Raw genomic sequence first — 22,233 nt, 5'->3', positions numbered from 1 at the left:
AGGACGGACGGAACCGATGATGAAGGACGACGACTGATGCAGATCGTGACGACGGAGAACGCTCTCCTGACCTCGACCGGTGATGCGGCGGGAGCGATGGCCGGTGTCGCGGCGTTGTCGCTGATCACCGTCTTCGTTCAGCTCATCCTGCTCGCCGCGGTGTACGTGTGGACCGCGATGGCGCTCGCCGCCGTTTTCCGGAAGACGGATCGTCCCGCGGGGCGCGCGTGGGTGCCGGTCCTGAACCTCTGGACCCTGTTCGAGCTGGCGGGGATGAAGGGGTGGTGGGCTGCCGTTCTGGTGGGCGGCGGCATCCTGACCACCATCGTCGCGTCGGTCACAGGCGCCCTGTTCGTGCAGTCGGCTCAGAACGCCGCTTTCGGCGGAGGTGGCGACGCCTCGGCCGCGCTGCTGGCCGCCACGATCGTTCCGCTACTGCTCTTCCTGGCCTTCGCCGCGGGCGCCATCATCCTGACCGCGCGGATGATGGGGCCGCTCAACCGTGGCTTCGGGCGCGGCGGCGGGTTCATCGTCCTCGGGACGCTCCTGCTCCCGGTGTGGGCGTCGATCATCGGGTGGGGTTCCGCTCGGTGGCAGGGCGTCCCCCGCGGTGGCCTCCCCCCCACTCCGTTCGCCGTCGAGGCGGTGGCCCCGGAATCGTCGACGATTCCCGCCGACACGACGTCGTTCGCCCCGCCGTCATCAGCCCCGTTCGCAGCCCCCGCGCCCTTCCCCAACGTCGCTCCGTTCTCGAGCCCCGCGGCCGCGCCCACTCCCGCGCCTGCGCCTGCTCCGTTCCCCGCTCCGGCTCCCGCGGCCTCGCCCGTCGCCGCGTGGTCGCCGCCGCCGGTGGCACCCGTCGCTCCCGTCGCTCCCGCGGCAGCTCCCGCAGCTCCCGCTGCTCCCCCCGCGGTCGCTCCTGCGCCTGCTGCTTCCGCACCCGCGCCGGAGCCCGAGGTCGACGAGCACACGATGCTCGCGGCGCACCGCCGCCCCTCGGCGTCCCTTCACCTCCCAACGGGCCAGACGGTTGCGCTTTCGGCTGATGCGGCCGTCCTCGGCCGCAACCCCGTTCCTCCGTCCGACGCACCCGATGCGCAACCCATCGCCATCGACGATGCGACGCGCACCGTCTCGAAGACGCACGCCCTCCTGCGCCGCACCGACGAGGGGTGGACGATCACCGACCTGTCGTCGACCAACGGTGTCATCGTGGGTGACGGCGATGACGAGATCGCTGTCGGCACGCCCGCCCCGCTGACGGGCCGGTTCCTCCTCGGTGACGCGGAGCTCACCCTCGACCCAGGAGCGCGATGACGCCTTTCGAACCGCTCCACCCCTTCGACGTCATCAGCGGCGCCCTCACCGACACGGGGCTCCGCCGTCGCGTGAACGAGGACTCGCACCTGGCGAGCTTCCCCGTCTTCGTCGTGGCCGACGGCATGGGCGGCCACGAGGCCGGCGACCTGGCGTCCGCCGCGGTCATCGACGCGTTCCGGCGATTCGTCGGTCGCAGTGACGTCACCCCCGAGGAGGTCGCCGAGGCGGTCCGCGCAGCGCACGCAGCCGTGGGGGCCATCTCCCGCGGCACGACGCGGGGCGCAGGCTCGACCCTCACCGGTGTCGTGGCCGTGCAGCAGAACGGCGAGAACCGCTGGATCGTCGTCAACGTGGGCGACTCGCGCGTCTACCGCCTGCTTTCCGAGCGCCTCGAACAGCTCACCGTCGACCACTCCATCGCTCAGGAGATGGTGGATGCCGGGCGTCTCGCCCGCGAGGACATGTCCACGTTCGAGGGGCGCAATGTCATCACGCGCGCGGTCGGCGGCGAGCAGAGCCCCGCCGACTTCTGGTTGCTTCCCGTCGTCACCGGCGAGCGCCTCCTCATCTGCTCCGACGGACTGTCGGGAGAGATCACCGACGAGGCGATCCGTGCGGGCCTGCTGTCGGGGGCGTCGCCGTCGCAGACGACGGGAGCGCTCATCGCACAGGCACTCCACCACGGTGGACGCGACAACGTGACGGCGATCGTCGTCGATGTCGTGGGCGGCGGCATCCACCCCCGCCTCGAAGACACCACGGGCGGTCTCGTCACGAGCGAACCGGCCACCGGCACGATCGAGGTCGAGACCGTGCCGTCGCGGCGGAGACGCCATGACTGACCCGGTCGACGATCTCACCCGCCGAGCGACGCGGAACGAACCCGACGACACCACCCGCATCGCGGCACGTCGTCTTCCCGACGACGAGACGCCCGACGAGACCCTCCTGGCCGAACGTCACACCGACGAGGGCACCCGAGTGACCGAACGGCGCGTCACGAAGGATGCCGCCGCTCCCGCGATCGCGCACGGTCGAGCGGACACACCGCGCACCGCGTCGGCGTCCGGCACACGCGTCCCCCGCGCCGTATACGGCCCGCGGCACGCGGAGCCCTCGCCGCCGGTCGTCCGGACGCCCGTCTCACCTCCGCGCGCTCACGCGGCGGCGGCGGATGCACCGGGTGGCCGTTCGCGTCGCGGTGGGATCGTCGCCGTCACGCTCGGCGGCGTCCTCGTCGTCGCGGGCGCCGTGTGGGGCATCATCGTGATCATTCAAGGGGGCTTGTGATGACTGAGAGCATCGAACTGACAGCGGAGACCGACGCGGCGGAGCTCGGCATCGAGTTCTGCGGCGAATGGTTCCACCCGACGCCGGGCGAGACGTACTCGATCGGCCGTGACGCCGACCTCGTCATCGACACGAACCCCTACCTGCACCGACGGTTGCTGGAGATCGAATCGGCCCAGGGCATGTGGTGGCTCACCAATACCGGGCGCTCCATCTCCGTCGCTCTCGCCACCGCCGACGGCGCTTACCAGGCGATGCTGGGTCCGGGGACCCGCGTGCCGCTCGTCTTCCCCGAGCTCGTCGTCATGTTCACCGCCGGGGCGTACACGTACGAATTCACGATCCGAAACGGCGCCGCCCGGTTCACCGGACGCGGGTCGGCGCTCGACGGCGACAGCACCGACGGTGGCACGACGATCGGCGCGGTACCGCTGACGGCCACCCAGCGGCTGCTGCTCATCGCGCTCTGCGAGCCGATCCTCCGCGGCGGCATGATGGGATCGAGCCAGATCCCGACGTCGGCGAAGGCCGCGGAGCGTCTCGGCTGGCCGCTGACGACCTTCAACCGCAAGCTCGACAACGTGTGCGACAAGTTCGACCGCGAAGGTGTGCAGGGCCTCCGCGGCGGGGCGGGCAAGCTCGCGACGAACCGTCGCGCTCGGCTCGTCGAGCACGCGGTGCTGTCACGCCTCGTGACCGCGGCGGACCTTCCGCTGCTGGATGACGCGCAGCCCGCCGACCGCTGACGCGCAGCATCTGACGGGCGGGCGACCGCCGGCATCCGCCCGCGCGATACCATCGAAGGCTGTGTCCGCACCCGCCCCTGTCATCTCGTACCCCCCGGAGCTGCCCGTCAGCGCCGCTCGGGAGGAGATCTCGCGCGCCATCGCGGAGAACCAGGTCGTCATCGTCGCCGGTGCGACCGGCTCGGGCAAGACGACGCAGCTGCCCAAGATGTGCCTCGAACTGGGGCGCACCCGCATCGCGCACACGCAGCCGCGACGGATCGCTGCCCGCTCCATCGCCGAGCGACTCGCGCACGAGGTGCAGGTGCCCCTCGGCGGCGCGATCGGCTACAAGGTCCGCTTCACCGACGAGGTGACGGAGGCCACGCAGGTCACGCTGATGACCGACGGCATCCTTCTGAACGAGATTCACCGCGACCGGCTCCTCCGCCGCTACGACACGATCATCGTCGACGAGGCTCACGAGCGCTCTCTCAACGTGGACTTCCTGCTCGGGTACCTCGCCCGCATCCTCCCCGAGCGTCCCGATCTCAAGGTGATCATCACCTCGGCGACGATCGACCCGCAGAGCTTCGCCGCCCACTTCGCCGCCACGGCGCCCGACGGCGAGCGCGTACCCGCGCCGGTCATCGAGGTGTCGGGACGCACCTACCCCGTCGAGATCCGCTACCGCGCGCACGAGGACGAGTCCGAGGACGACGTCGACGGTCTGCTCGCCGCGCTGCGTGAGCTCGACCGCGAGCCCGACGGCGACGTGCTCGTCTTCCTCCCCGGCGAGGCCGAGATCCGCGATGCGATGGACGCCGTCCGCGGCTTGTACGCGAAGGACGCCCGTCCCACGGAGGTGCTGCCCCTGTTCGGTCGACTGTCGTCCGCTGAGCAGCACCGCGTGTTCGAGCCCTCGAACGTGGCGGGAGTGCGCCGCCGGATCATCCTGGCCACGAACGTCGCGGAGACGAGCCTCACGGTCCCCGGCATCCGGTACGTCGTCGACACGGGCACGGCGCGTATCTCCCGCTACAGCGTGCGGTCGAAAATCCAGCGCCTGCCGATCGAGGCGATCTCGCAGGCATCGGCGCAGCAGCGCTCCGGGCGCGCCGGCCGTACGTCGGCGGGCATCGCGATCCGGCTCTACGCCGAGGACGACTTCACGGCGCGTCCCGAGTTCACCGAACCCGAGATCCTCCGCACCTCGCTGGCATCAGTCATCCTGCAGATGCTGTCGCTGGGGTTCGGCGACGTCACCGAGTTCCCGTTCCTCACGAAGCCCGACAGCCGCGGGGTGAAGGCCGCCGTCGAGCTCCTCACCGAGCTTCGCGCCGTGGGCGGTCGCACCGGTGCCCTCCGCCTCACGAGCCTCGGCCGTCGCATCGCGCGCCTGCCGATCGACCCGCGGTTCGCGCGGATGCTGCTCGAGGCGGAAAAGCTCGGCGTGTCGCGCGACGTGCTCGCGATCGTGGCGGGCCTGTCGATTCAGGACGTCCGCGAACGTCCTGAGGAGCGACGCGAGGAAGCCGACCGCCTGCACGCACGGTTCGTCGACCCGACGAGCGACTTCCTCACCCTGCTGAACCTCTGGAACCATCTCCGCGAGCAGCAGCGCGAGCTCGGCTCGAGCGCATTCCGCCGCCTCTGCCGCAGCGAGCACCTCAACTACGTCCGCGTCCGCGAGTGGTTCGACGTGCACCGTCAGCTCTCGACGCTGTCACGCTCGGGGGCGCCGAAGGATGCCCCTCGTCAGGCAGCCGGGGCGGCCGAGCCGGATGCGCTGCACCGCGCCATCCTGTCAGGACTCCTGTCGCACATCGGCATCCTCGACACCCGCTCGGTCACGACCGATCCCGCGAAGAAGAATGCGCGCAAGCCCCTGCCGCACTACCGCGGCGCTCGCGGCGCGTCGTTCGCGGTCTTCCCCGGCTCCGGACTGCGCAAAGCCTCCCCCGACGCGGTCATGGCCGCCGAGCTCGTCGAGACCTCGCGCCTGTTCGGTCGCACCGTCGCCGCGATCGATCCGGCGTGGGCGGAAGACCTCGCCGGCGACCTCGCGAACCGGAGTCTGAGCGACCCGCACTGGTCGAAGGATGCCGGCGCTGCCGTCGCGGCCGAGAAGGTGACGCTTTTCGGCGTCGAGATCATCCCGCGCCGCCGCGTGCAGCTCGCCCGCCGCGACCGCGACCTGGCGCGTGAGCTGTTCCTGCGTCACGCGCTCGTCGAGGGCGAGTGGAACAGCCAGCACCTCGACAAGCGTCTCACCGCCTTCGAGCGCCGCAACGGCGAACTCCGGCGTCACCTCGAGCGCATCGAGGAGCGCGAGCGTCGCCGCGACATCCTCGTCGGCGACGAGGCCGTGTACGCCTTCTACGACGCCCGTGTGCCGCACGACGTCTTCGACGTGCGTTCGTTCGAGACGTGGTGGCGAGAGACGCAGCCCGCCGCCCCGAAGCTCCTCGACATGACCGAGGCCGACCTCCTCGGCGAGTCCGCCCGCACCGACGAGCGGGACTTCCCGGCGCGCTGGCGCCAGGGCGACCAGGTCCTCTCCCTCGCCTACCGTTTCGAGCCCGGCGCCCCTGACGACGGCGTCAGCGTCGTCGTGCCGCTGGCCCTGCTCGCCCAGCTCCGCCCCGACGGTTTCGACTGGCAGGTGCCGGGGATGCGGGACGAGCTCGTCACGGGTCTCATCAAAGCGCTCCCCAAGGCGATCCGTCGTCACGTCGTGCCCGCCGCCGACTGGGCGACGACCCTCGGGGACGAGATCCGCGGGTCGGGTCCGGAAGACACCGACGGGCTCCCGGCATCCACTCTCCGCGCGGCTCTGGCCGCCCGCATCCAGCGCGTCGCGCATCAGCCGGTCACGGAGCGCGACTTCGACCTCGAGCGCGTCCCGGCCCACCTCACCGTCTCGTTCCGCGCCGTCGACCAACGGGGACGCACCGTGGGGTCGTCCCGCGACCTCCGCGAGTTGCAGGACCGCCTCGCCGGCCGGGCGCGGGAATCGGTGGCCCGCTCACTGGCGCCGCGGCGCGAGGCGACGCCGACGGCATCCGCCGCCCGAACCGTCGCCGCGGCGAGCGCTCCCCTCGAGCGCACCGGCATCACGACGTGGGACGTGGGAGATCTGCCCGAGGTCGTCGACACGAAGGTCGCCGGCGGCGTCGTCCGCGGCTACCCCGCCCTCGCCGACACGAAGGACGCCGTCACCCTTCGGATCGAGGCGACCCCCGAGCGCGCTGCGGAGCTCAGCCGCGCGGGTGCCCGGCGGCTGCTGCTCCTCGCCGTCGCCTCCCCCACCGCCTACGTCATGGACCACCTGACGGCGCCCGAGAAGCTCGCTCTCGCGGCCTCGCCGTACCCGTCCGCGAAAGCCCTCATCGAGGACGCACGCGTCGCGGTCGCCGACGCCGTCATGGGTGACGCCGTCATCCGCACCGAGGCGGCCTTCACGGCCGCTCGCGACGCGTTCAGCGCCCGGGTTGTCGACGAGCTGTTCCAGACGGTGTCTCTCGCCGCCCGGATCCTCACCCTGCAGCGCGACGTCGAGCGCGCGGTGAAGAAGCAGAACTCCATGACGCTGCTCGCCGCGCTCGGCGACGTGAAGGGCCAGCTCGCGTCGCTCGTCCATCCCGGCTTCCTCTCGCGGACCGGCACGGCTCGCCTCGCGCACCTTCCCCGCTACCTCCAGGGGGCGAAGGAGCGCGTCGACGGCCTCTCCGACAACCCCGGCCGAGACCGGCAGCGGATGACCGAGTACGAGCGCGCTGCCGCGCTGTTCACGGATGCCGGGGGCACTCTCCCGCTCGCCGCGGACGCTCCGGCGCGCCTGGTCCACGCGCGCTGGCTCCTCGAGGAGTTCCGCATTAGCCTGTTCGCGCAGCGGTTCGGCACGGCGGAGCCGGTCTCGCTCCAGCGGATCTCGAAGGCCCTCGCGGGCTGAATCAGCTCGCGCGAACGAGGTCGCGGTAGAACTCGATGCCCCGGAGCCAGGATCCGACGCGGATCCGCTCGTTGTGCGAATGGAGGGCCTCGCGCTCGCCCCGGGTGAGGTGGAACGGCGTGAAGCGGTAGACGTGATCGCTGATCTCGGTGAACCACCGGCTGTCACTCGCTCCGAGCTGGATGTACGGCGTCGGGAGGACGTCCGGTCCCAGCGCCGACCGCGTCGCCGCCACGAGCCGTTCCCACGCCGCACCCGACCACGGTGAAACGGGTGAGGGCTCGGATGCCGAGACCACGTCGACCTCGATAAGCGGGTCGCCGACGACCTTCCGGATGCGGCGGACCGCCGACGCGGCTGTGTCGCCCGGCAGCAGTCTCACGTTGACGCTCGCGCGCGCCGACGTCGCCAGCACGTTGGCGCCGGTCGCACCCGTGAGCTCGGTGACGACCGCGGTCGTCCGGACGAGCGCGTTGAGCTCGGGGCCGAGGCGGGGGAAGACCTTCACCAGGACGCGCCCGGTCATCCCGATGCTCGCGAAGACGTGGCGGAGGGGGCCGGCGGTGTGGGGCGCGACCGTCTCGAACATCGCGCGGACGGGTGCCACGAGACGCGTCGGGAAGGGTCGCCGGTGCAGCCGCAGCACCGCGCGGGCCAGCCGCGCGGTGGCCGGCTCGCGCGGGGGCGTCGACGCGTGCCCGCCGAGCTCGCGGGCGGTCAGGTGCACAGTCATGACCCCGCGCTCGGCGACTCCGATGACAGCCGTGGGGACCATGACTCGCGGCAGGGCTCCCTCGACCACGGCGCCACCCTCGTCGAGCACGAGGGAGGGGCGTACGCCACGGGCACGAAGCACCTCGACGATGGCCTGTGCGCCGTCTCCGGCGACCTCTTCGTTGTGTCCGAAAGCGAGATAGACGTCCTGGCTCGGTGTGAACCCCTCCGCGACGAGCGACTCGAGCGCCTCCAGGATCGCGACGAGCGACCCCTTGTCGTCGACCGCGCCGCGTGCGTGGACCTCCGCGGCGTCGCCCGTGCCGACGAGCTCGGCGCCGAACGGGTCGTGGTCCCACTCCGCCGGGACGACGGGGACGACGTCGATGTGCGCCATGAGGACGAGCGGGGATGCAGCATCCGTCCCGCGCCAGCGGTAGAGCAGCGAGTAGCCCGCGACCACCTCCCGCTCGAGCAAGGCGTGCACGGCCGGGTAGAGGGTCTCGAGCGTGTCACGGAACCGGACGAATGCACTGCCGTCCGCCTCGGGATCGTCCGGGTCGAGGGACACCGTCGGGATCCGGAGGAGCTCGCGGAAGCGGCCGAGGGCGGAGTCGGGGGTGCGGGCCACGATCCGACTCTAGATCCGGTCGACGCGCGCCGCCGATAGGCTCGGGACATGACCGCTCTTCGATGGGGAATCCTGGCCACCGGTGGCATCGCGCACGCCTTCACCGCCGATCTGAACACGGCCGGCCGCACCGTCAGCGCCGTCGGCTCCCGTCGGCTCGAGTCTGCGCAGGAGTTCGCGACGACCTACGGCATCCCCCGGGCTCACGGATCGTATGAGGAGCTCGCCGCCGACCCCGAGGTCGACATCATCTACATCGCGACGCCGCACAGTCATCACCTCCCGGCCGCGGCCCTCGCGCTCGCGCACGGCAAGCACGTCCTGATCGAGAAGCCACTCACCCTCGACGCAGACCAGGCGGTCGCGATCCGAGATCTGGCGGCCGACCACGGCCTCCTCGCGATGGAGGCGATGTGGACCCGGTACCTCCCCCACATGGTGCGCCTCCGCGAGATCCTCGACGCGGGCGTCATCGGCGAAGTGCGTCTCTTGAGCGCCGACCACACCCAGAACCTTCCGACCGACCCGGCCCACCGCCTGAACGACCTGTCGCTCGGCGGCGGCGCCCTCCTCGATCTCGGCATCTACCCGGTGTCGTTCGCGTGGGACATCCTCGGCGAGCCCGACGAGATCCGCGCGACGGCCCGCCTCGGTGAGACCGGGGCCGACACCGATGTGGCGATCTCGGTCCGCCACGCGTCGGGTGGGGTCTCGTCCCTGCTCACGTCCTCGCGCGCAGCCGGCGCGAACGCCGCGCAGATCGTCGGCACGAAGGGACGCATCGAGATCGACGGCGTCTTCTACGCACCGACTTCCTTCCGCGTGTTCGACCTCGACGGCACGCTCGTCGAGGAGTTCCACACCGAGATCGAGGGTCGCGGCATGCAGTTCCAAGCGCTCTACGCCGAGAAGCTCATCGCCGAAGGACGCACCGACGGCGACCTCCTGCCGATCGCGGAGAGCGTCGCGATCATGGGCACGCTCGACGAGATCCGCCGTCAGATCGGCGTCGAGTACCCGCGGTCCTGACCGCTCGAGACAGCGGCCTCAGGCCGGGTCGCCGAGCTCCCGGCGTCGCCGCGCGAGCTCGGCGCGCAGGCGCTCCTCCGCGATCTCGCGCTCCAGGTCGGCGAGCTGCTGCTCGGTCGACCGGGCGTCGGGCGTCCGCGTCGGTGCGGCCGGCGGTTCGCTCGCCCATGGCGCGAACTGCGGCGCCCGACGAACCTCGCGCTGCGGGTACTCGCGACCGATCGCGAACCACAGCACCGTTCCGAGGAAGGGCAGCAGGATGACGACGAACAGCCACACCGTCTTCGGCATGTGCTTCACGAGGCTCTGGTCCCGCGTGATGATGTCGATGAGCGCGAAGATCATCCCCGCCAGCACGAGGAGCGAGATCACGAAGGGCATGCGCCCGAGTCTATGAGTCAGCGGTGAAACGCCGCATCCCCTCCTCCACAGGGGAAAGAGGGGATGCGGCTGACGAATCGCGCGGCCGATCAGCCGGTCGTGAGAGCGCCGACCAGGCCGCTGACGACCATGTAGATGCCGACGGCGCCGCCGCAGATCCACATCGTGATGCGTGCCGTCGTGGGGCGAGGACGCTCCAACTCGGAAGCGGGCTTCGAGGGCTTCGTCATGTCAGTGACCGGCCCGTCGCTTGTTGTAGACGTCGAACGCGACGGCGAACAGCAGGACGAGACCCTTGACCGCCTGCTGCCAGTCGATGCCGATGCCCATGATCGACATGCCGTTGTTCAGCACACCGATGATGAGGCCACCGATGATGGCGCCGCCGATGGTGCCGACGCCACCCTGGACCGCCGCGCCACCGATGAAGGCGGCCGAGATCGCTTCGAGCTCGAAGCCCTCACCCGCCTTCGGGCCGGCGAGGTTCAGACGGGCCGTGAAGATGAGGCCCGCGAGAGCCGCCAGGACGCCCATGTTGACGAACAGCCAGAAGTCGACGCGGCGCGTCTTGATGCCCGAGAGCTCCGCCGCGTGGCGGTTGCCGCCGATGGCGTAGATGTGGCGGCCGAAGACGCTGCGGTTCATGACGATGCCGTAGATCATCACGAGAGCGGCCAGCACGATGAGCGTGACCGGGATGCCCTTGTACGAGGCGAGGGCCAACGTGAACCATCCGATCACCACGGCAATGAGCGCGAGCTTGAGGATGAACCAGAACAGCGGGTCGACGTCCTGGTCGTACTTCTGCCGGCCGAGCCGCGTGCGGACCTGCTGCACGGCGAGGGCGACGATGGCGACGGCGCCGACGACGAGTGTGAACACGTCAGGGTCGGACTCTCCGAACAGCCCGCCGAGGAAGCCGTTGCCGAGCGAGCGGTACTCGGTCGGGAACGAGCCGATGTTCTGGTTGCCGAGAACGACGAGGGCCAGGCCGCGGAAGATGAGCATGCCCGCGAGCGTCACGATGAACGCCGGGATGCCGACATACGCGACCCAGAAGCCCTGCCAGGCGCCGACGAGCGCGCCGATCAGGAGCGAGAGAATGATCGCGAGCCCCCAGGGCAGGCCCATGTCGACCGCCAGGACGCCCGAGACGGCGCCGATGAAGGCGGCGACGGAGCCGACCGAGAGGTCGATGTGACCGGCGATGATGATCATGACCATGCCGATGGCCAGGACGAGGATGTACCCGTTCTGGACGACCAGGTTCGAGATGTTCTGCGGCCGCAGCAGGATGCCGTCGGTCAGGATCGCGAACAGGACGACGACAGCGATTAGCGCGATGAAGATGCCGTTGCGGCCGAGGTCGGACAGGACGGTCGTCACCCAGCGGGTGACGCGGTTGTCGGGCGGATTGATACCGCCGCCGGCGGCGGTTTCCGTCGTTGTGGTGGTGTTCGACATGTGTGTCTCCTGCCCCGTCAGCGGGGCTTCTCCATGGTCATGAGCTTGAGGACGTGTTCGGGGGTTGCTTCGCCGATCGGCATCTCACCGGTGATGCGGCCCTCTGAGAGCGCGTAGACGCGGTCCGAGATACCGAGGAGCTCGGGAAGCTCCGACGAGATGACGATGACGCCTTTCCCGGCTGCGGCGAGCTTGTTGATGATCGTGTAGATCTCGTACTTCGCTCCGACGTCGATCCCTCGCGTCGGCTCGTCGAGGATCAGCACCTCGGGATCCGAATAGATCCACTTCGAGAGGACGACCTTCTGCTGGTTGCCGCCCGAGAGCTTCCCGGTCTTGGCGAGCACGGTCGGCGCTTTGATGTTCATGCTCTTGCGGTACTGGTTGGCGACGGCGAACTCCTCGTTGTCGTCGACCAACCCTGCCTTCTCGAGCTTCTTCAGCGATGCCATCGAGATGTTGCGCTTGATGTCGTCGATGAGGTTGAGGCCATAGGTCTTGCGGTCCTCGGTCGCGTAAGCCAGCCCGTTCGAAATGGCCTCTGAGACGGTCCGCGTGCGGATCTCTTTGCCGCGCATGAACACCTTGCCCGAGATGCGGGTGCCGTAGCTGTGGCCGAAGAGGCTCATCGCGAACTCGGTGCGCCCCGCGCCCATGAGTCCCGCGATGCCGACGATCTCACCGGAGCGCACGGTGATCGACACGTCGTCGACGACGACGCGGGAGGGGTCCTGCGGGTGGTACGCCGTCCAGTTCTCGACGCGCAGCAGTTCGTCGCCGATCTGCGGCTCGTGGTCGGGGTAGCGGTGCTCGAGGTCACGGCCGACCATGTCCTTGATGATGCGGTCTTCGGTCACGTCGGACTTCGCGATCGTCTCGATCGTCTTGCCGTCGCGGATGACCGTGACGGTGTCGGCGACCTTTTTGATCTCGTTGAGCTTGTGACTGATGATGATCGACGTGATCCCCTCCTCGCGGAGGCTGAGGATCAGCTCGAGCAGGTGGTCGGAGTCCTCGTCGTTCAGAGCCGCGGTCGGCTCGTCGAGGATGAGGAGTTTGACCTCCTTCGACAGCGCCTTCGCGATCTCCACGAGCTGCTGCTTGCCGACGCCGAGCTGGCTGACCTTCGTCGTGGGGTTCTCGCGCAGACCGACGCGCTTCAGGAGCGCGGCCGCCTGGAAGTTGGTCTGATTCCAGTCGATCAGCCCGCCAGCACCCTTGCGCTCGTTGTTGAGGAAGATGTTCTCGGCGATCGACAGGTAGGGGCTGAGCGCCAGCTCCTGATGGATGATGACGATGCCGCGCGCTTCACTGTCGCGCAGGTTCTTGAATTCGACGACGTCGCCGGCGTAATGGATCTCGCCGTCGTAGGTGCCGTGGGGGTACACACCCGACAGGACCTTCATGAGGGTCGACTTGCCGGCGCCGTTCTCGCCGCAGATGGCGTGGATCTCGCCGCGCCCGACGGCGAAGTTGACGTTCGAGAGCGCCTTCACGCCCGGGAACGTCTTGGTGATGCCGCGCATCTCGAGGATGGTCTCGGTCACGATCTCCGACTTCCGTGGTGGGGGATGGGGTGCGTCGGCGGCGGGCGAACCCGCCGCCGACGCGAATGGTGGTCAGCCGAGCCGCGTCACAGACCCAGTTCGTCCGCCGTCCAGTAGCCGGTGTCGACCAGGGCCGACTTCACGTTGTCCTTGACGACGGGAACCGGAGCGAGCAGGTACGACGGAACGACCTTCACGTCGTTGTCGTACGTCTTCTCGTCGTTGACCTCGGGCTTCTCGTCGTTGAGGACGTCGACGGCCATGCCGGCGGCGACCTTCGCGAGCTCGCGCGTGTCCTTGAAGATCGTGGCGTACTGCTCGCCGCTCAGGATCGCCTTGACCGAGTCGACCTCGGCGTCCTGGCCCGAGATGATCGGCCACTCGTCGCCGACGGAGTAGCCGGCGTCGGACAACGCGGAGATGATGCCGCGCGAGATGCCGTCGTAGGGCGACAGAACCGCGTCGACCTTCGTGCCGTCGCTGTAGTTGGCCGTGAGGATGTCCTCCATGCGGCTCTGAGCGGTCTCGCCGTCCCAGCGGAGCGTCGCTGCCTGCTCGATGCTCGTCTGGCCCGACTTGACGACGAGCGTGCCGTCTTCGATGTATGGCTTCAGGACGTCCATGGCGCCGTTGAAGAAGAAGAACGCGTTGTTGTCGTCGAGCGATCCGGCGAACAGCTCGATGTTGAACGGACCCTTGGGGGCGTCGGCGACCGGCTTGCCTTCGAGGTCGGTCAGACCGAGACCGTTGAGGACGGTCCACGCCTGCTGGTTGCCGACCAGCTGGTTGTCGAACGTCGCGTAGTAGTCGACGTTCTCGGTGCCCTTGATCAGACGGTCGTAGGCGATGACGGGGATGTCGGCGTCAGCGGCGTTCTGCAGGGCCTCCGTGAGGGTGGTGCCGTCGATCGAGGCCACGATGAGCGCTTCGGCACCCTTCGTGATCATGTTCTCGATCTGCGAGACCTGCGTGGGGATGTCGTCCTCGGCGTACTGGAGGTCGACCTTGTACCCCTGGTCCTCGAGCGCCTTCTTGACGGCGTTGCCGTCCTGGATCCAGCGCTCGGAGCTCTTGGTCGGCATCGCGACGCCGATCAGGCCGCCGTCGCCCTTGCCGCCGCCCGAGCCGCTGCCGCCGGCGGTCGTTCCGCCGGCACACGCGGTGAGCGCGAGCGCGCCGGCTGCGATGCCGACGAAGATGATCCTCTTGAGTTTCACTGTGGTCCCTTTCCCTGGACTTCGGTGTCGTGGTGTTCGGTTGTGCGCATTGCCCCTGGTGAGGGTCTTTCTGGGTGACCGCGCCCGGTTACGGGCTACCGGCGGCCTTCGGTGGTCGTGGAGCGGAGTGCGTGAGCATTCCGGGAGAGCTGCGAGACGGCGTCTTTCTCGAGGGGGACGAGGTCTCCCGCCGTGCCGGCCAGACGGGCGGTGCGCGCCACGCCCTCGAGCACCTGCGCGAGACGGACCGCCTCCCGTGCGCTCGGCGCGACGCAGAACGCCCCGAGTCCGGTCACGAGGACGGCGCCGGAAGCGCCCGAGCGGAGCGCGCCGAGGACGACGGACGCCTCGACCGAGGGGCCGTCGACGATCGGCACGGCTCCCCTGAACTCCCGTGCGGCCTGCGCCGTCAGACAGGGGATCGCTTCGCCGCGCGCCGCCCAGGCGGCGGCGTGGCCGGATTCAAGGTGGACGACAGCAGCGGCATCCGATTCCCGGAGGATGGCCGCGTACAGCTCGATGTCGGCAGGCAGGACGCCGTCTTCGCCGGGCGTGCCCGAAACCGGAACGCCGGCCAGCGAGACGACGATCATCTTCTCGGGTGCAAGCTCGTCGTCGGAGTCGACCGGGCGCGTCACGAACAGGTCTGCGCCGGGGACTCTCTCCGACAGTGTCGTCGACGTCACTCCGCGGCCGGCGAGGTCGACCAAGAGGGATGCCACTCGCTCGCGGATGCGCGCGACGGTCACCTCGGTCTTCACCCCGCTCGCGTACCGCTCCGCGTCGTCCCTCGACACCAATGCCCGACTCCTTTGTCCTGCCCGGTCGCCGTCGCCCACGTCGGCGGCGGTCATGTGACCGTTCACATCGCATGACTATGCACCCCAGGACGCCACCCTGTCAACACGACGCGCGGAAGGCGTCAGAGGGCTGCGGCGCGAGCGGTGGACGACCTGACGATGAGGTCCGGTGTCAGCGTCGGGACGGTCGCGGAGGACGATCCGTCGAGGAGCAGTTCCACGCAGCGCCGACCGAGTTCGGCGAAGTCCTGACGCACGGTCGTGAGCGGCGGCCAGAAGTGTCCGGCCTCGGGTATGTCGTCGAATCCCACGATGCTGACGTCTCTGGGACAGTCCAGCCCCTCGTCGCGGATGGCATGCAAGAGCCCCAGCGCCATCTGGTCGTTCGAGGAGAAGATGGCAGTGAAGTCCCGATAACCGAGCAATTCGCGGCCGGCGTAGTAGCCGAAGTCAGCGGTCCAATCGCCGAGGATCGGCGCTGTCGTGGAGATGTCCCACGCGCTCATCTCCTCGAGGAAGCCCCGCATGCGGGACTCCGCCTCCATCCAGTCCTGGGGACCGGCCAGGTGGTAAATCGACCGGTGACCGAGCTCGATGAGGTGGCGCGTCGCGAGGCGCGCACCGGCGATCTGATCGACGGCGAGCGTGTGTCCGGCGTCGATGTCGGTGGACTGCAGCGTCACGTACGGCACATCGACCGCCTGGGCGGCGAGGACGCGGATCACCCGGACCTGGGGCGCGATGACGACGAGTCCCTCGATGGATTGCGCCATCAGGTACGAGAGCCCGTCGGGAATGGACTGCGGGTCGCTCGCATCGATGTTCGCCGTCGACACCCAGTACCCGCGTGCTTGTGCCGCGGCTTCGATGGCGGCTATCGACGACGCCGGCCCGTACTGCGTCGATGACGCGGCGAGGATCCCGATGGTGCGCGATCGACTCGTGACGAGCGCTCGGGCCGCACGATTCGGGCTGTACGAAAGCTCCTGCATTGCCGCGAGGACGCGGTCTCGAGTCTCCGGTCGGATGCTCGGGTGATCGTTCAGCACGCGGGACACGGTCTGATGGGACACATCCGCCAGGCGCGCGACGTCGCGGATACTCGCCCGCCGGCCGCCGGCTTCCTCGCTCATCGGTCCCCCAACGCCTATGTTCACGGTCACACGGACCCAGGCCCATTATGCACGTCGCGTCCTCCACCGCCGCTGCGGTCTCCGGAGGTGGATGTGACAGCGGTTCTTGTCACATCCACGCGGGCCGCGCGAGCAACCTATGCTGACCGCTATGTCCGACATGTCGCGCCACCTCCCCCTGAGCAATCGGGAACGCGTCGACGAGTCCGCAGTGACGAGTGATTGGCGAGAGGCGCTCGCGGAGGTCGTGACGTCCGCCGCTCCCCTCGCGCCGACGACGGAAGACCAACTCGCGTTCCTGGACGAGGCGGGGCTCCCGCATTCCGACGATCCGTCCCTCTCCGACGTTGCCGACGCGATCCGAGCGGGTCGTCGCGTCCGCATCCGCTCACTGGTCACCGCAACGCGGGCGCTCCTGGTGCTCGCGGGCGACCGCCCGGTGGCGATCGCACCCGCGACGAGCGGGGCGGTCGCGCTGTATGCCGTCACGCGCATGCCATTCGATCGACGGGCGGCCGTGGCCGGCTCCGCCCTGCTCGCGAGCGATGACGGCTGGGCGCTCGGCCGCGGCCCTGCACGGCCCGCTCCCGCACGCGACATCCTTTCTTTCGTCCTCGGACTCAGCGACGACGTTCCCGGAACACCCTCGCGGCACCGGCGGTGACACGGCACAAGCTGTAAGACTGGGGGGATGCCGGATTCCTCCATTCCTCGCGTTGCGGTCTACCTCGATTTCGACAACATCGTCATGAGTTGGTACGACCGGGTGCACGGTCGGAACAGCTACTCGCGCGATCGTCAGCGGATCGCGGCCGATCCCGACGAGCAGGAGATCGCCGGCCGGCTGGCTGCTGCGATGATCGACGTCGGCGCGATCATGGACTACGCGGCCTCCTTCGGCACGCTCGTGCTGACTCGCGCCTACGCCGACTGGTCGTCTCCGGTCAACGCGCTCTACCGACAGCAGCTCGTGGCCCGCGCCGTCGACCTGGTGCAGCTTTTCCCGGCCGCGGCGTACGCGAAGAACGGCGCCGACATCCGCCTCGCCGTCGACACCGTCGAGGATCTGTTCCGGCTCGAGGACCTCACCCATGTCGTCATCGTCGCCGGCGACAGCGACTACGTGCCCCTCGCACAGCGCTGCAAGCGCCTCGGCCGCTACGTCGTCGCCGTGGGCGTCGCAGGCTCTACGGCGAAGTCGCTCGCCGCCGCCTGCGACCAGTTCGACGCTTACGACGCTCTGCCCGGGGTCGCCGTCCCCGAACCCGAGCCGGCCCCCGAGACGGCGCCGGCCACGGGCCGCCGCCGTCGCAAGGCGGCCATCGACCCCGTGGAGCAGCTGCTCTCGCGCGCCCTCCGCCTCGAGCACGTCCGGACCGACGAGGAATGGGTGCACCTGTCCGCGGTGAAGAACCTGATGAAGCGGATGGATCCGTCGTTCAGCGAGAAGGCGCATGGACATCGCTCGTTCTCGGACTTCGTGAAGGATCACCCGAAGATCGCCGAGCTCGACGAGACGACGAACATCGTCCGCGTGCGCGCCGTCGAGAGCGCCTGACACCCGAAGGACCGCGTGCCGGCCACCCCGCAGGGTAGGGTGGCCCCGTGGCTCGCCGGTCAACTCCGCCCGGCTCGCAGTCCTCACTGCGAGAGGCGAATCGTGCGCGACTGCTCGATTCGCTCAAGAGGCATGGGCGCCTGACGCAGATCGAGCTCGCCGGCGCCACCGGCCTCTCCCCCGCGACGGTGTCGAACATCGTCAAGGAACTCACCGCTTCGGGTGTCCTGCACACCTCGTTCACGTCGCGGAGCGGGCGCCGCGCGACCCTGGTTTCGCTCGCGCGCCAGGTGGGCCTGGTGGCCGGAGCACACTTCTCGACGCGCAAACTCCACGTAGCGATCGCCGACGCGACGCGTTCGGTCGTCGCGGAGACCTCGCTCCCCCTCGCGATCGACCACCGCCACGACGCCGAGCTCGACCGGCTCAGCCTGCTGCTGGGCGACATGGTCGAAGGACTCGGCGGATCGCTGTCCGATCTGCTCGCCGTCGGCCTCGCCATCCCTGCCCCGGTCGATCCGCGGTCGTCCGTCATCTCGACCCCGGGGCTCCTTCCCGGCTGGGACGGGATCGACATCGCACGGAGCCTCTCGGCGCGCATCGGCCGTCCCGTCCACGTCGACAGCGAGGCGAACCTCGGCGCCCTCGCCGAGGCTCGCGAGGGAGCTGCGCGCGGCGCGTCCTCGTCCGTCTACGTCACGGTCGGCCACTCCATCAGCGCGGGTCTTCTCGTCGACGGCGAGCTGTTCCGCGGCGCGAGCGGCCGCACCGGTCAGATCGGCCACATGACGATCGATGAGAACGGCGCCCGCTGCCGCTGCGGCAACCGCGGCTGCCTCGAGACGGTGGCCGCCGGACCTGCGCTCCTCGTCGGGTTTGGCGACGCCGACGGCATCCACCGCCTCCGCGATCTCGTGACGGCTGCGGGAGACGGTGTGCCGGCGGCGCAGCGCACGATCGCGGATGCCGGCCGCCACATCGGCATCGCCGCGGCGAGCCTCTGCAACCTCATCGACCCCGAGCGCATCGTCGTCGGGGGCGAGCTCGCTCGAGCGGGCGAGATCCTCCTCGCGCCGCTCCGCCATGCTCTTGAACGCTCCGTCCTGGGCGGCGGGGTACCCGAGATCGTCGCCTCCGACTTCGGCGAGTGGGCCGAGACCCGGGGAGCCATCGCCCTTGCACTCGACCACGTGGCCGTCGACGCCGATCTGGTCGCGTTCCCCGCATGAAGCGGCTCCTCGCCGCTGTCCTCCTGGGGGCGGCCTCAGCCGCCGCCCTGTCGGGGTGCGCTCTTCCGGACAACTCCTCGACGCAGACGACGATCGCCCTCCTCCTGCCCGACAAGAAGACCGCGCGGTACGAGACGTTCGACCGGCCCGTCTTCGAGAAACGCATCGCCGAGCTCGGCGATGCGCAGGTGCTCTACACGAACGCCGATCAGGATGCCGCACGCCAGCAGCAGCAGGCGGAGTCCGCTCTCGCCGCCGGAGCCGCCGTCCTCGTCCTCGATCCGGTCGACGGGCGAGCCGCGGCATCCATCCTGGCCGCCGCGACAGCCGAGGGGGTGCCGGTCATCGCCTACGACCGGATGATCATCGGCGGTGGGAAGCCCGCGTACTACGTCTCCTTCGACAACGAGCGCGTGGGCGAACTGCAGGCGGAGGCCCTCGTGACGGGGCTCGAGAAGGAGGGTCGCGCCGATGGTGGCGTCCTCATGGTGCACGGGGCGCCCACCGACAGCAACGCCGCGCAGTTCCGCGACGGTGCGCGCCGGGTCATCACCGAGGCGGGTCTCGACGTCCTCGCCGAGTACGGCACGCCAGACTGGAGCCCCGACAAGGCGCAGGCCTGGGTCGCCGGGCAGTTGGCGCAATACGGCGACGAGGTGGCCGCCGTGTACGCCGCGAACGACGGCACCGCCAGCGGTGCGATCGCGGCCCTCCGCGCCGCCGACGTGTCGCCGTTCCCGATCGTGACCGGACAGGATGCCGAGCTCACGGCGCTGCAGCGGATCGTGTCGGGAGACCAGTACATGACCGTCTACAAGGCGATCCGAGAGCAGGCGACCATCGCCGCGGACGTCGCGACGGCGCTGGCCGCCGGAGAGCGGCCGAAGGGCGACACGACGATCGACGGCATCCCCTCCACCCTCCTCACCCCGGTCGCCGTGACCGTCGACGACATCGCCTCCACCGTCGTCGCAGACGGCTTCTGGACCGTCGCGGACATCTGTACTCCCGCCTACGCAGAGGCCTGCGCCGCCGCAGGCCTGGAATGAGAGCACCCCGCGTGAGCGTCTCCCCTCGCCGCACCGGCGACCACGTCCTGGCGATGCGCGGGATCGACAAGCGCTTCGGTGCCGTTCGAGCACTGAACGGGGTCGACTTCCGCGTCCGTGAGGGCGAGGTCGTCGCCCTCGTCGGCGACAACGGGGCGGGCAAGTCCACGCTCGTGAAGGTTCTCGCCGGCGTCCACCCGGCGGATGCCGGCACGATCGAACTCGACGGCGAGATCGTCCAGCTCTCGAGCCCCGCCGACGCGCAGGACCTCGGCATCGCGACCGTCTTCCAGGATCTGGCGCTCTGCGAGAACCTCGACGTCGTGGCCAACCTCTGGCTCGGCCGGGAGCTGCTCGAACGTGGCCGCCTCGACGAGGTCGGCATGGAGGAGCGGACCTGGATGCTGCTGCGCGAGCTCGCCGCCAAGATCCCCTCCGTCCGGGTGCCGGTGTCGACCCTCTCCGGCGGCCAGCGTCAGACGGTCGCAATCGCGCGATCGCTCATCGGCGAGCCGCGCATCGTGATCCTCGACGAGCCGACGGCCGCGCTCGGCGTCGCCCAGACGGCAGAGGTGCTGAACCTGATCGAACGCCTCCGGGACCGAGGACACGGCGTCGTCCTGATCAGCCACAACCTCACCGACGTCCTCGCCGTCGCCGACCGCATCGTCGTCCTCCGACTCGGTCGGAACAACGGCGAGTTCGACGCCGAAACCGCGACGAGCGAAGTCCTGATCGCCGCGATCACCGGCGCCCTCGACGCCGCACGGCCGGTCGTGCCTCCGGACGTGCCCCACGCTCCCGTCATCCCCCTCGCCGGAGCACGACGCCGCCTGGACGGTGACCGGTGAACCGCGAGGCGAGCCTCCTGAGCCTCGCCGTGAGTCGGGTGCGCTCGGGGGACGTCGGACGGATGCCGGTGGTGCTGGCCCTCGTCGTCATCGCGATCGTCTTCCAGGCGCTCAACCCGGTCTTCCTGACGAGCCGCCACCTCAGCGATCTGCTCATGCAGTGCGCCGCGATGGGGACGATCTCGCTCGGCATCGTCTTCGTGCTCCTCATCGGCGAGATCGATCTGTCGGTCGGGTCGATGTCGGGCGTCGCCGCCGCGATCCTGACCGTGGGAGGGGTGCAGTTGCAGTGGCCGTTCGCCCTCGCGATCGGTGCCGCGATCACCGCCGGGTGCGTCGTCGGGGCGATCTACGGAGTCCTCCGGACGACGCTCGGGCTCCCGAGTTTCGTCGTGACCCTCGCGGGTCTGCTCGGCCTGCTGGGTGTGCAGTTGTGGGTGCTCGGCGATGCCGGCTCGATCAACCTCCCGTTCGACTCCTGGATCGTGCAGTTCGCCCAGCAGATGTACCTGCCCGCCTGGGTGTCGTACGTGCTGTCGGCGGCGACGGCCGTGGCCTACACCGCCACCCTCCTCAGCCGAGCTCGTCGCCGTGCGGCTGCGGAGCTCGAAAGCACGCGCACGGTGGTCATCGTCGTGCGGGGCGCACTGCTTCTCGTCGGACTCGTCGGCGGGTCCTGGTACCTCAACCTCTCCCGCGGCGTGGGGCTGATGTTCGTGCTCTTCGTCGTCCTCGTGGTCGTCGCCCACCTCGCGCTGACACGCACCCGCTGGGGGCGTTCGGTCTTCGCCGTGGGCGGATCGATCGAAGCGGCGCGGCGCGCCGGCATCCGTGTGGACCGCGTCGTGCTGTCGGTGTTCATGCTCTGCTCGGCCCTCGCCGCGACCGGCGGGGTCCTCGCCGCAGCCCGGCTCGCCGCCGCGAACCAGAGCACCGGTGCCGCCGACACCAACCTCAATGCCATCGCGGCGGCGATCATCGGCGGGGCGTCGCTCTTCGGCGGGCGCGGATCGGCGTTCGCAGCGCTCCTGGGGGTCGTTGTGATCCAGGCGATCTCGTCGGGACTGACGCTCATCAACCTGAGCTCCGCGGTGCAGTACATGGTCACGGGGGCCGTCCTCGTCTTCGCCGTGGCGCTGGATGCCGTGACCCGCCGCAGCCGCCTGGGCACCGGACGGACGTAGCCCGGGGGGCGCGCCGATCACCGCGTCGAGAGAGGGTTCGGGCCGGCCGTCGACGGTGACGAAAGCGTTATGTTCACATCTTGACTTCATTTCGTGAACACAACAAGATCTTCCTCAAGCGCGATGTCGCGCACGCTCGATTTCACTGTCGAAAGG

At 69.6% G+C, this 22,233-nt stretch carries 20 protein-coding genes; 12 read left to right on the top strand and 8 right to left on the bottom strand.

All coding sequences use genetic code 11. The features are described 5' to 3' along the window. The first annotated feature begins 36 nt into the window (after positions 1–36). From MO1_RS05525 to hrpA, 5 genes are all read left to right on the top strand, one after another. Positions 37–1,317, top strand: a complete 1,281-nt coding sequence (locus MO1_RS05525) for a DUF5684 domain-containing protein (RefSeq protein ID WP_060915433.1) — start codon at positions 37–39, stop codon at positions 1,315–1,317. After that, positions 1,314–2,162 (top strand): PP2C family protein-serine/threonine phosphatase, encoded by an 849-nt coding sequence (locus MO1_RS05520; RefSeq protein WP_036312167.1) that lies wholly within the window; start codon positions 1,314–1,316, stop codon positions 2,160–2,162. The genes MO1_RS05525 and MO1_RS05520 overlap by 4 nt, the downstream gene beginning before the upstream one ends. Continuing rightward, positions 2,155–2,610, top strand: coding sequence for a hypothetical protein (locus MO1_RS05515; protein ID WP_036312165.1), 456 nt, complete (start codon positions 2,155–2,157; stop codon positions 2,608–2,610). The genes MO1_RS05520 and MO1_RS05515 overlap by 8 nt, the downstream gene beginning before the upstream one ends. Continuing rightward, positions 2,610–3,356 (top strand): FHA domain-containing protein, encoded by a 747-nt coding sequence (locus MO1_RS05510; protein ID WP_235186122.1) that lies wholly within the window; start codon positions 2,610–2,612, stop codon positions 3,354–3,356. The genes MO1_RS05515 and MO1_RS05510 overlap by 1 nt, the downstream gene beginning before the upstream one ends. Positions 3,357–3,417: 61 nt before the next feature. Continuing rightward, positions 3,418–7,290: an ATP-dependent RNA helicase HrpA gene (gene hrpA / locus MO1_RS05505; protein ID WP_060915432.1), complete on the top strand. Its 3,873-nt coding sequence runs from the start codon at positions 3,418–3,420 to the stop codon at positions 7,288–7,290. Position 7,291: 1 nt separating this feature from the next. Here the strand turns inward: hrpA and MO1_RS05500 are convergent, their stop codons facing one another. Next, positions 7,292–8,635: a M20/M25/M40 family metallo-hydrolase gene (locus MO1_RS05500; protein ID WP_060915431.1), complete on the bottom strand. Its 1,344-nt coding sequence runs from the start codon at positions 8,633–8,635 to the stop codon at positions 7,292–7,294. Positions 8,636–8,683: 48 nt separating this feature from the next. Between MO1_RS05500 and MO1_RS05495 the strand changes: the two genes are divergently transcribed. Next, positions 8,684–9,664 (top strand): Gfo/Idh/MocA family protein, encoded by a 981-nt coding sequence (locus MO1_RS05495; protein WP_036312159.1) that lies wholly within the window; start codon positions 8,684–8,686, stop codon positions 9,662–9,664. Positions 9,665–9,682: 18 nt separating this feature from the next. On the opposite strand, the gene MO1_RS05490 is transcribed toward MO1_RS05495, so the two are convergent. The 7 genes from MO1_RS05490 to MO1_RS05465 form a co-directional block, all read right to left on the bottom strand. Next, the gene (locus MO1_RS05490) at positions 9,683–10,045 is read right to left on the bottom strand and encodes a PLD nuclease N-terminal domain-containing protein (protein ID WP_036312157.1); all 363 of its coding nucleotides are present in this window, start codon (positions 10,043–10,045) and stop codon (positions 9,683–9,685) included. Positions 10,046–10,134: 89 nt separating this feature from the next. Continuing rightward, positions 10,135–10,275: a hypothetical protein gene (locus tag MO1_RS14715; protein WP_164499368.1), complete on the bottom strand. Its 141-nt coding sequence runs from the start codon at positions 10,273–10,275 to the stop codon at positions 10,135–10,137. A gap of 1 nt (position 10,276) precedes the next feature. Next, a complete protein-coding gene (gene mmsB / locus MO1_RS05485; RefSeq protein WP_036312156.1) occupies positions 10,277–11,509 on the bottom strand; it encodes a multiple monosaccharide ABC transporter permease in 1,233 nt (410 codons plus the stop codon). Between the two features lie 17 nt (positions 11,510–11,526). Next, positions 11,527–13,056, bottom strand: a complete 1,530-nt coding sequence (gene mmsA / locus MO1_RS05480) for a multiple monosaccharide ABC transporter ATP-binding protein (RefSeq protein WP_036312155.1) — start codon at positions 13,054–13,056, stop codon at positions 11,527–11,529. Positions 13,057–13,142: 86 nt separating this feature from the next. Continuing rightward, entirely contained in the window at positions 13,143–14,273 is a 1,131-nt protein-coding gene (gene chvE, locus MO1_RS05475) for a multiple monosaccharide ABC transporter substrate-binding protein (protein ID WP_036312154.1), read from the bottom strand. A gap of 95 nt (positions 14,274–14,368) precedes the next feature. Then, the gene (locus MO1_RS05470; RefSeq protein WP_255209230.1) at positions 14,369–15,127 is read right to left on the bottom strand and encodes a class II aldolase/adducin family protein; all 759 of its coding nucleotides are present in this window, start codon (positions 15,125–15,127) and stop codon (positions 14,369–14,371) included. A 68-nt stretch (positions 15,128–15,195) separates the two neighbouring features. Next, positions 15,196–16,206 (bottom strand): LacI family DNA-binding transcriptional regulator, encoded by a 1,011-nt coding sequence (locus tag MO1_RS05465; protein WP_036312152.1) that lies wholly within the window; start codon positions 16,204–16,206, stop codon positions 15,196–15,198. A 151-nt stretch (positions 16,207–16,357) separates the two neighbouring features. Here MO1_RS05465 and MO1_RS05460 point away from each other — a divergent pair, with 151 nt between their 5' ends. From MO1_RS05460 to MO1_RS05435, 6 genes are read left to right on the top strand one after another with little or no spacing between them, the layout of a single operon-like run. Further along, positions 16,358–16,870, top strand: a complete 513-nt coding sequence (locus MO1_RS05460; RefSeq protein WP_060915470.1) for a hypothetical protein — start codon at positions 16,358–16,360, stop codon at positions 16,868–16,870. A 27-nt stretch (positions 16,871–16,897) separates the two neighbouring features. Continuing rightward, positions 16,898–17,764 (top strand): NYN domain-containing protein, encoded by an 867-nt coding sequence (locus MO1_RS05455; protein WP_036312151.1) that lies wholly within the window; start codon positions 16,898–16,900, stop codon positions 17,762–17,764. A 47-nt stretch (positions 17,765–17,811) separates the two neighbouring features. Then, the gene (locus MO1_RS05450; RefSeq protein ID WP_235186120.1) at positions 17,812–18,993 is read left to right on the top strand and encodes an ROK family transcriptional regulator; all 1,182 of its coding nucleotides are present in this window, start codon (positions 17,812–17,814) and stop codon (positions 18,991–18,993) included. After that, positions 18,990–20,042 carry a sugar ABC transporter substrate-binding protein gene (locus MO1_RS05445; RefSeq protein WP_060915429.1) on the top strand — a complete coding sequence of 351 codons (1,053 nt, stop codon included), beginning with the start codon at positions 18,990–18,992 and terminating at the stop codon, positions 20,040–20,042. Before MO1_RS05450 ends, MO1_RS05445 begins: the two co-directional genes overlap by 4 nt. Positions 20,043–20,053: 11 nt before the next feature. Next, the gene (locus MO1_RS05440; RefSeq protein WP_060915428.1) at positions 20,054–20,893 is read left to right on the top strand and encodes an ATP-binding cassette domain-containing protein; all 840 of its coding nucleotides are present in this window, start codon (positions 20,054–20,056) and stop codon (positions 20,891–20,893) included. Beyond that, positions 20,890–22,077 (top strand): sugar ABC transporter permease, encoded by a 1,188-nt coding sequence (locus tag MO1_RS05435; protein ID WP_060915427.1) that lies wholly within the window; start codon positions 20,890–20,892, stop codon positions 22,075–22,077. The genes MO1_RS05440 and MO1_RS05435 overlap by 4 nt, the downstream gene beginning before the upstream one ends. Positions 22,078–22,233: the final 156 nt, after the last annotated feature.

It is taken from the genome of Microbacterium oleivorans NBRC 103075, assembly GCF_001552475.1.
GTDB classification, from domain to species: Bacteria; Actinomycetota; Actinomycetes; order Actinomycetales; family Microbacteriaceae; genus Microbacterium; species Microbacterium oleivorans.
This window is presented reverse-complemented; position numbering and strand designations above follow the sequence as displayed.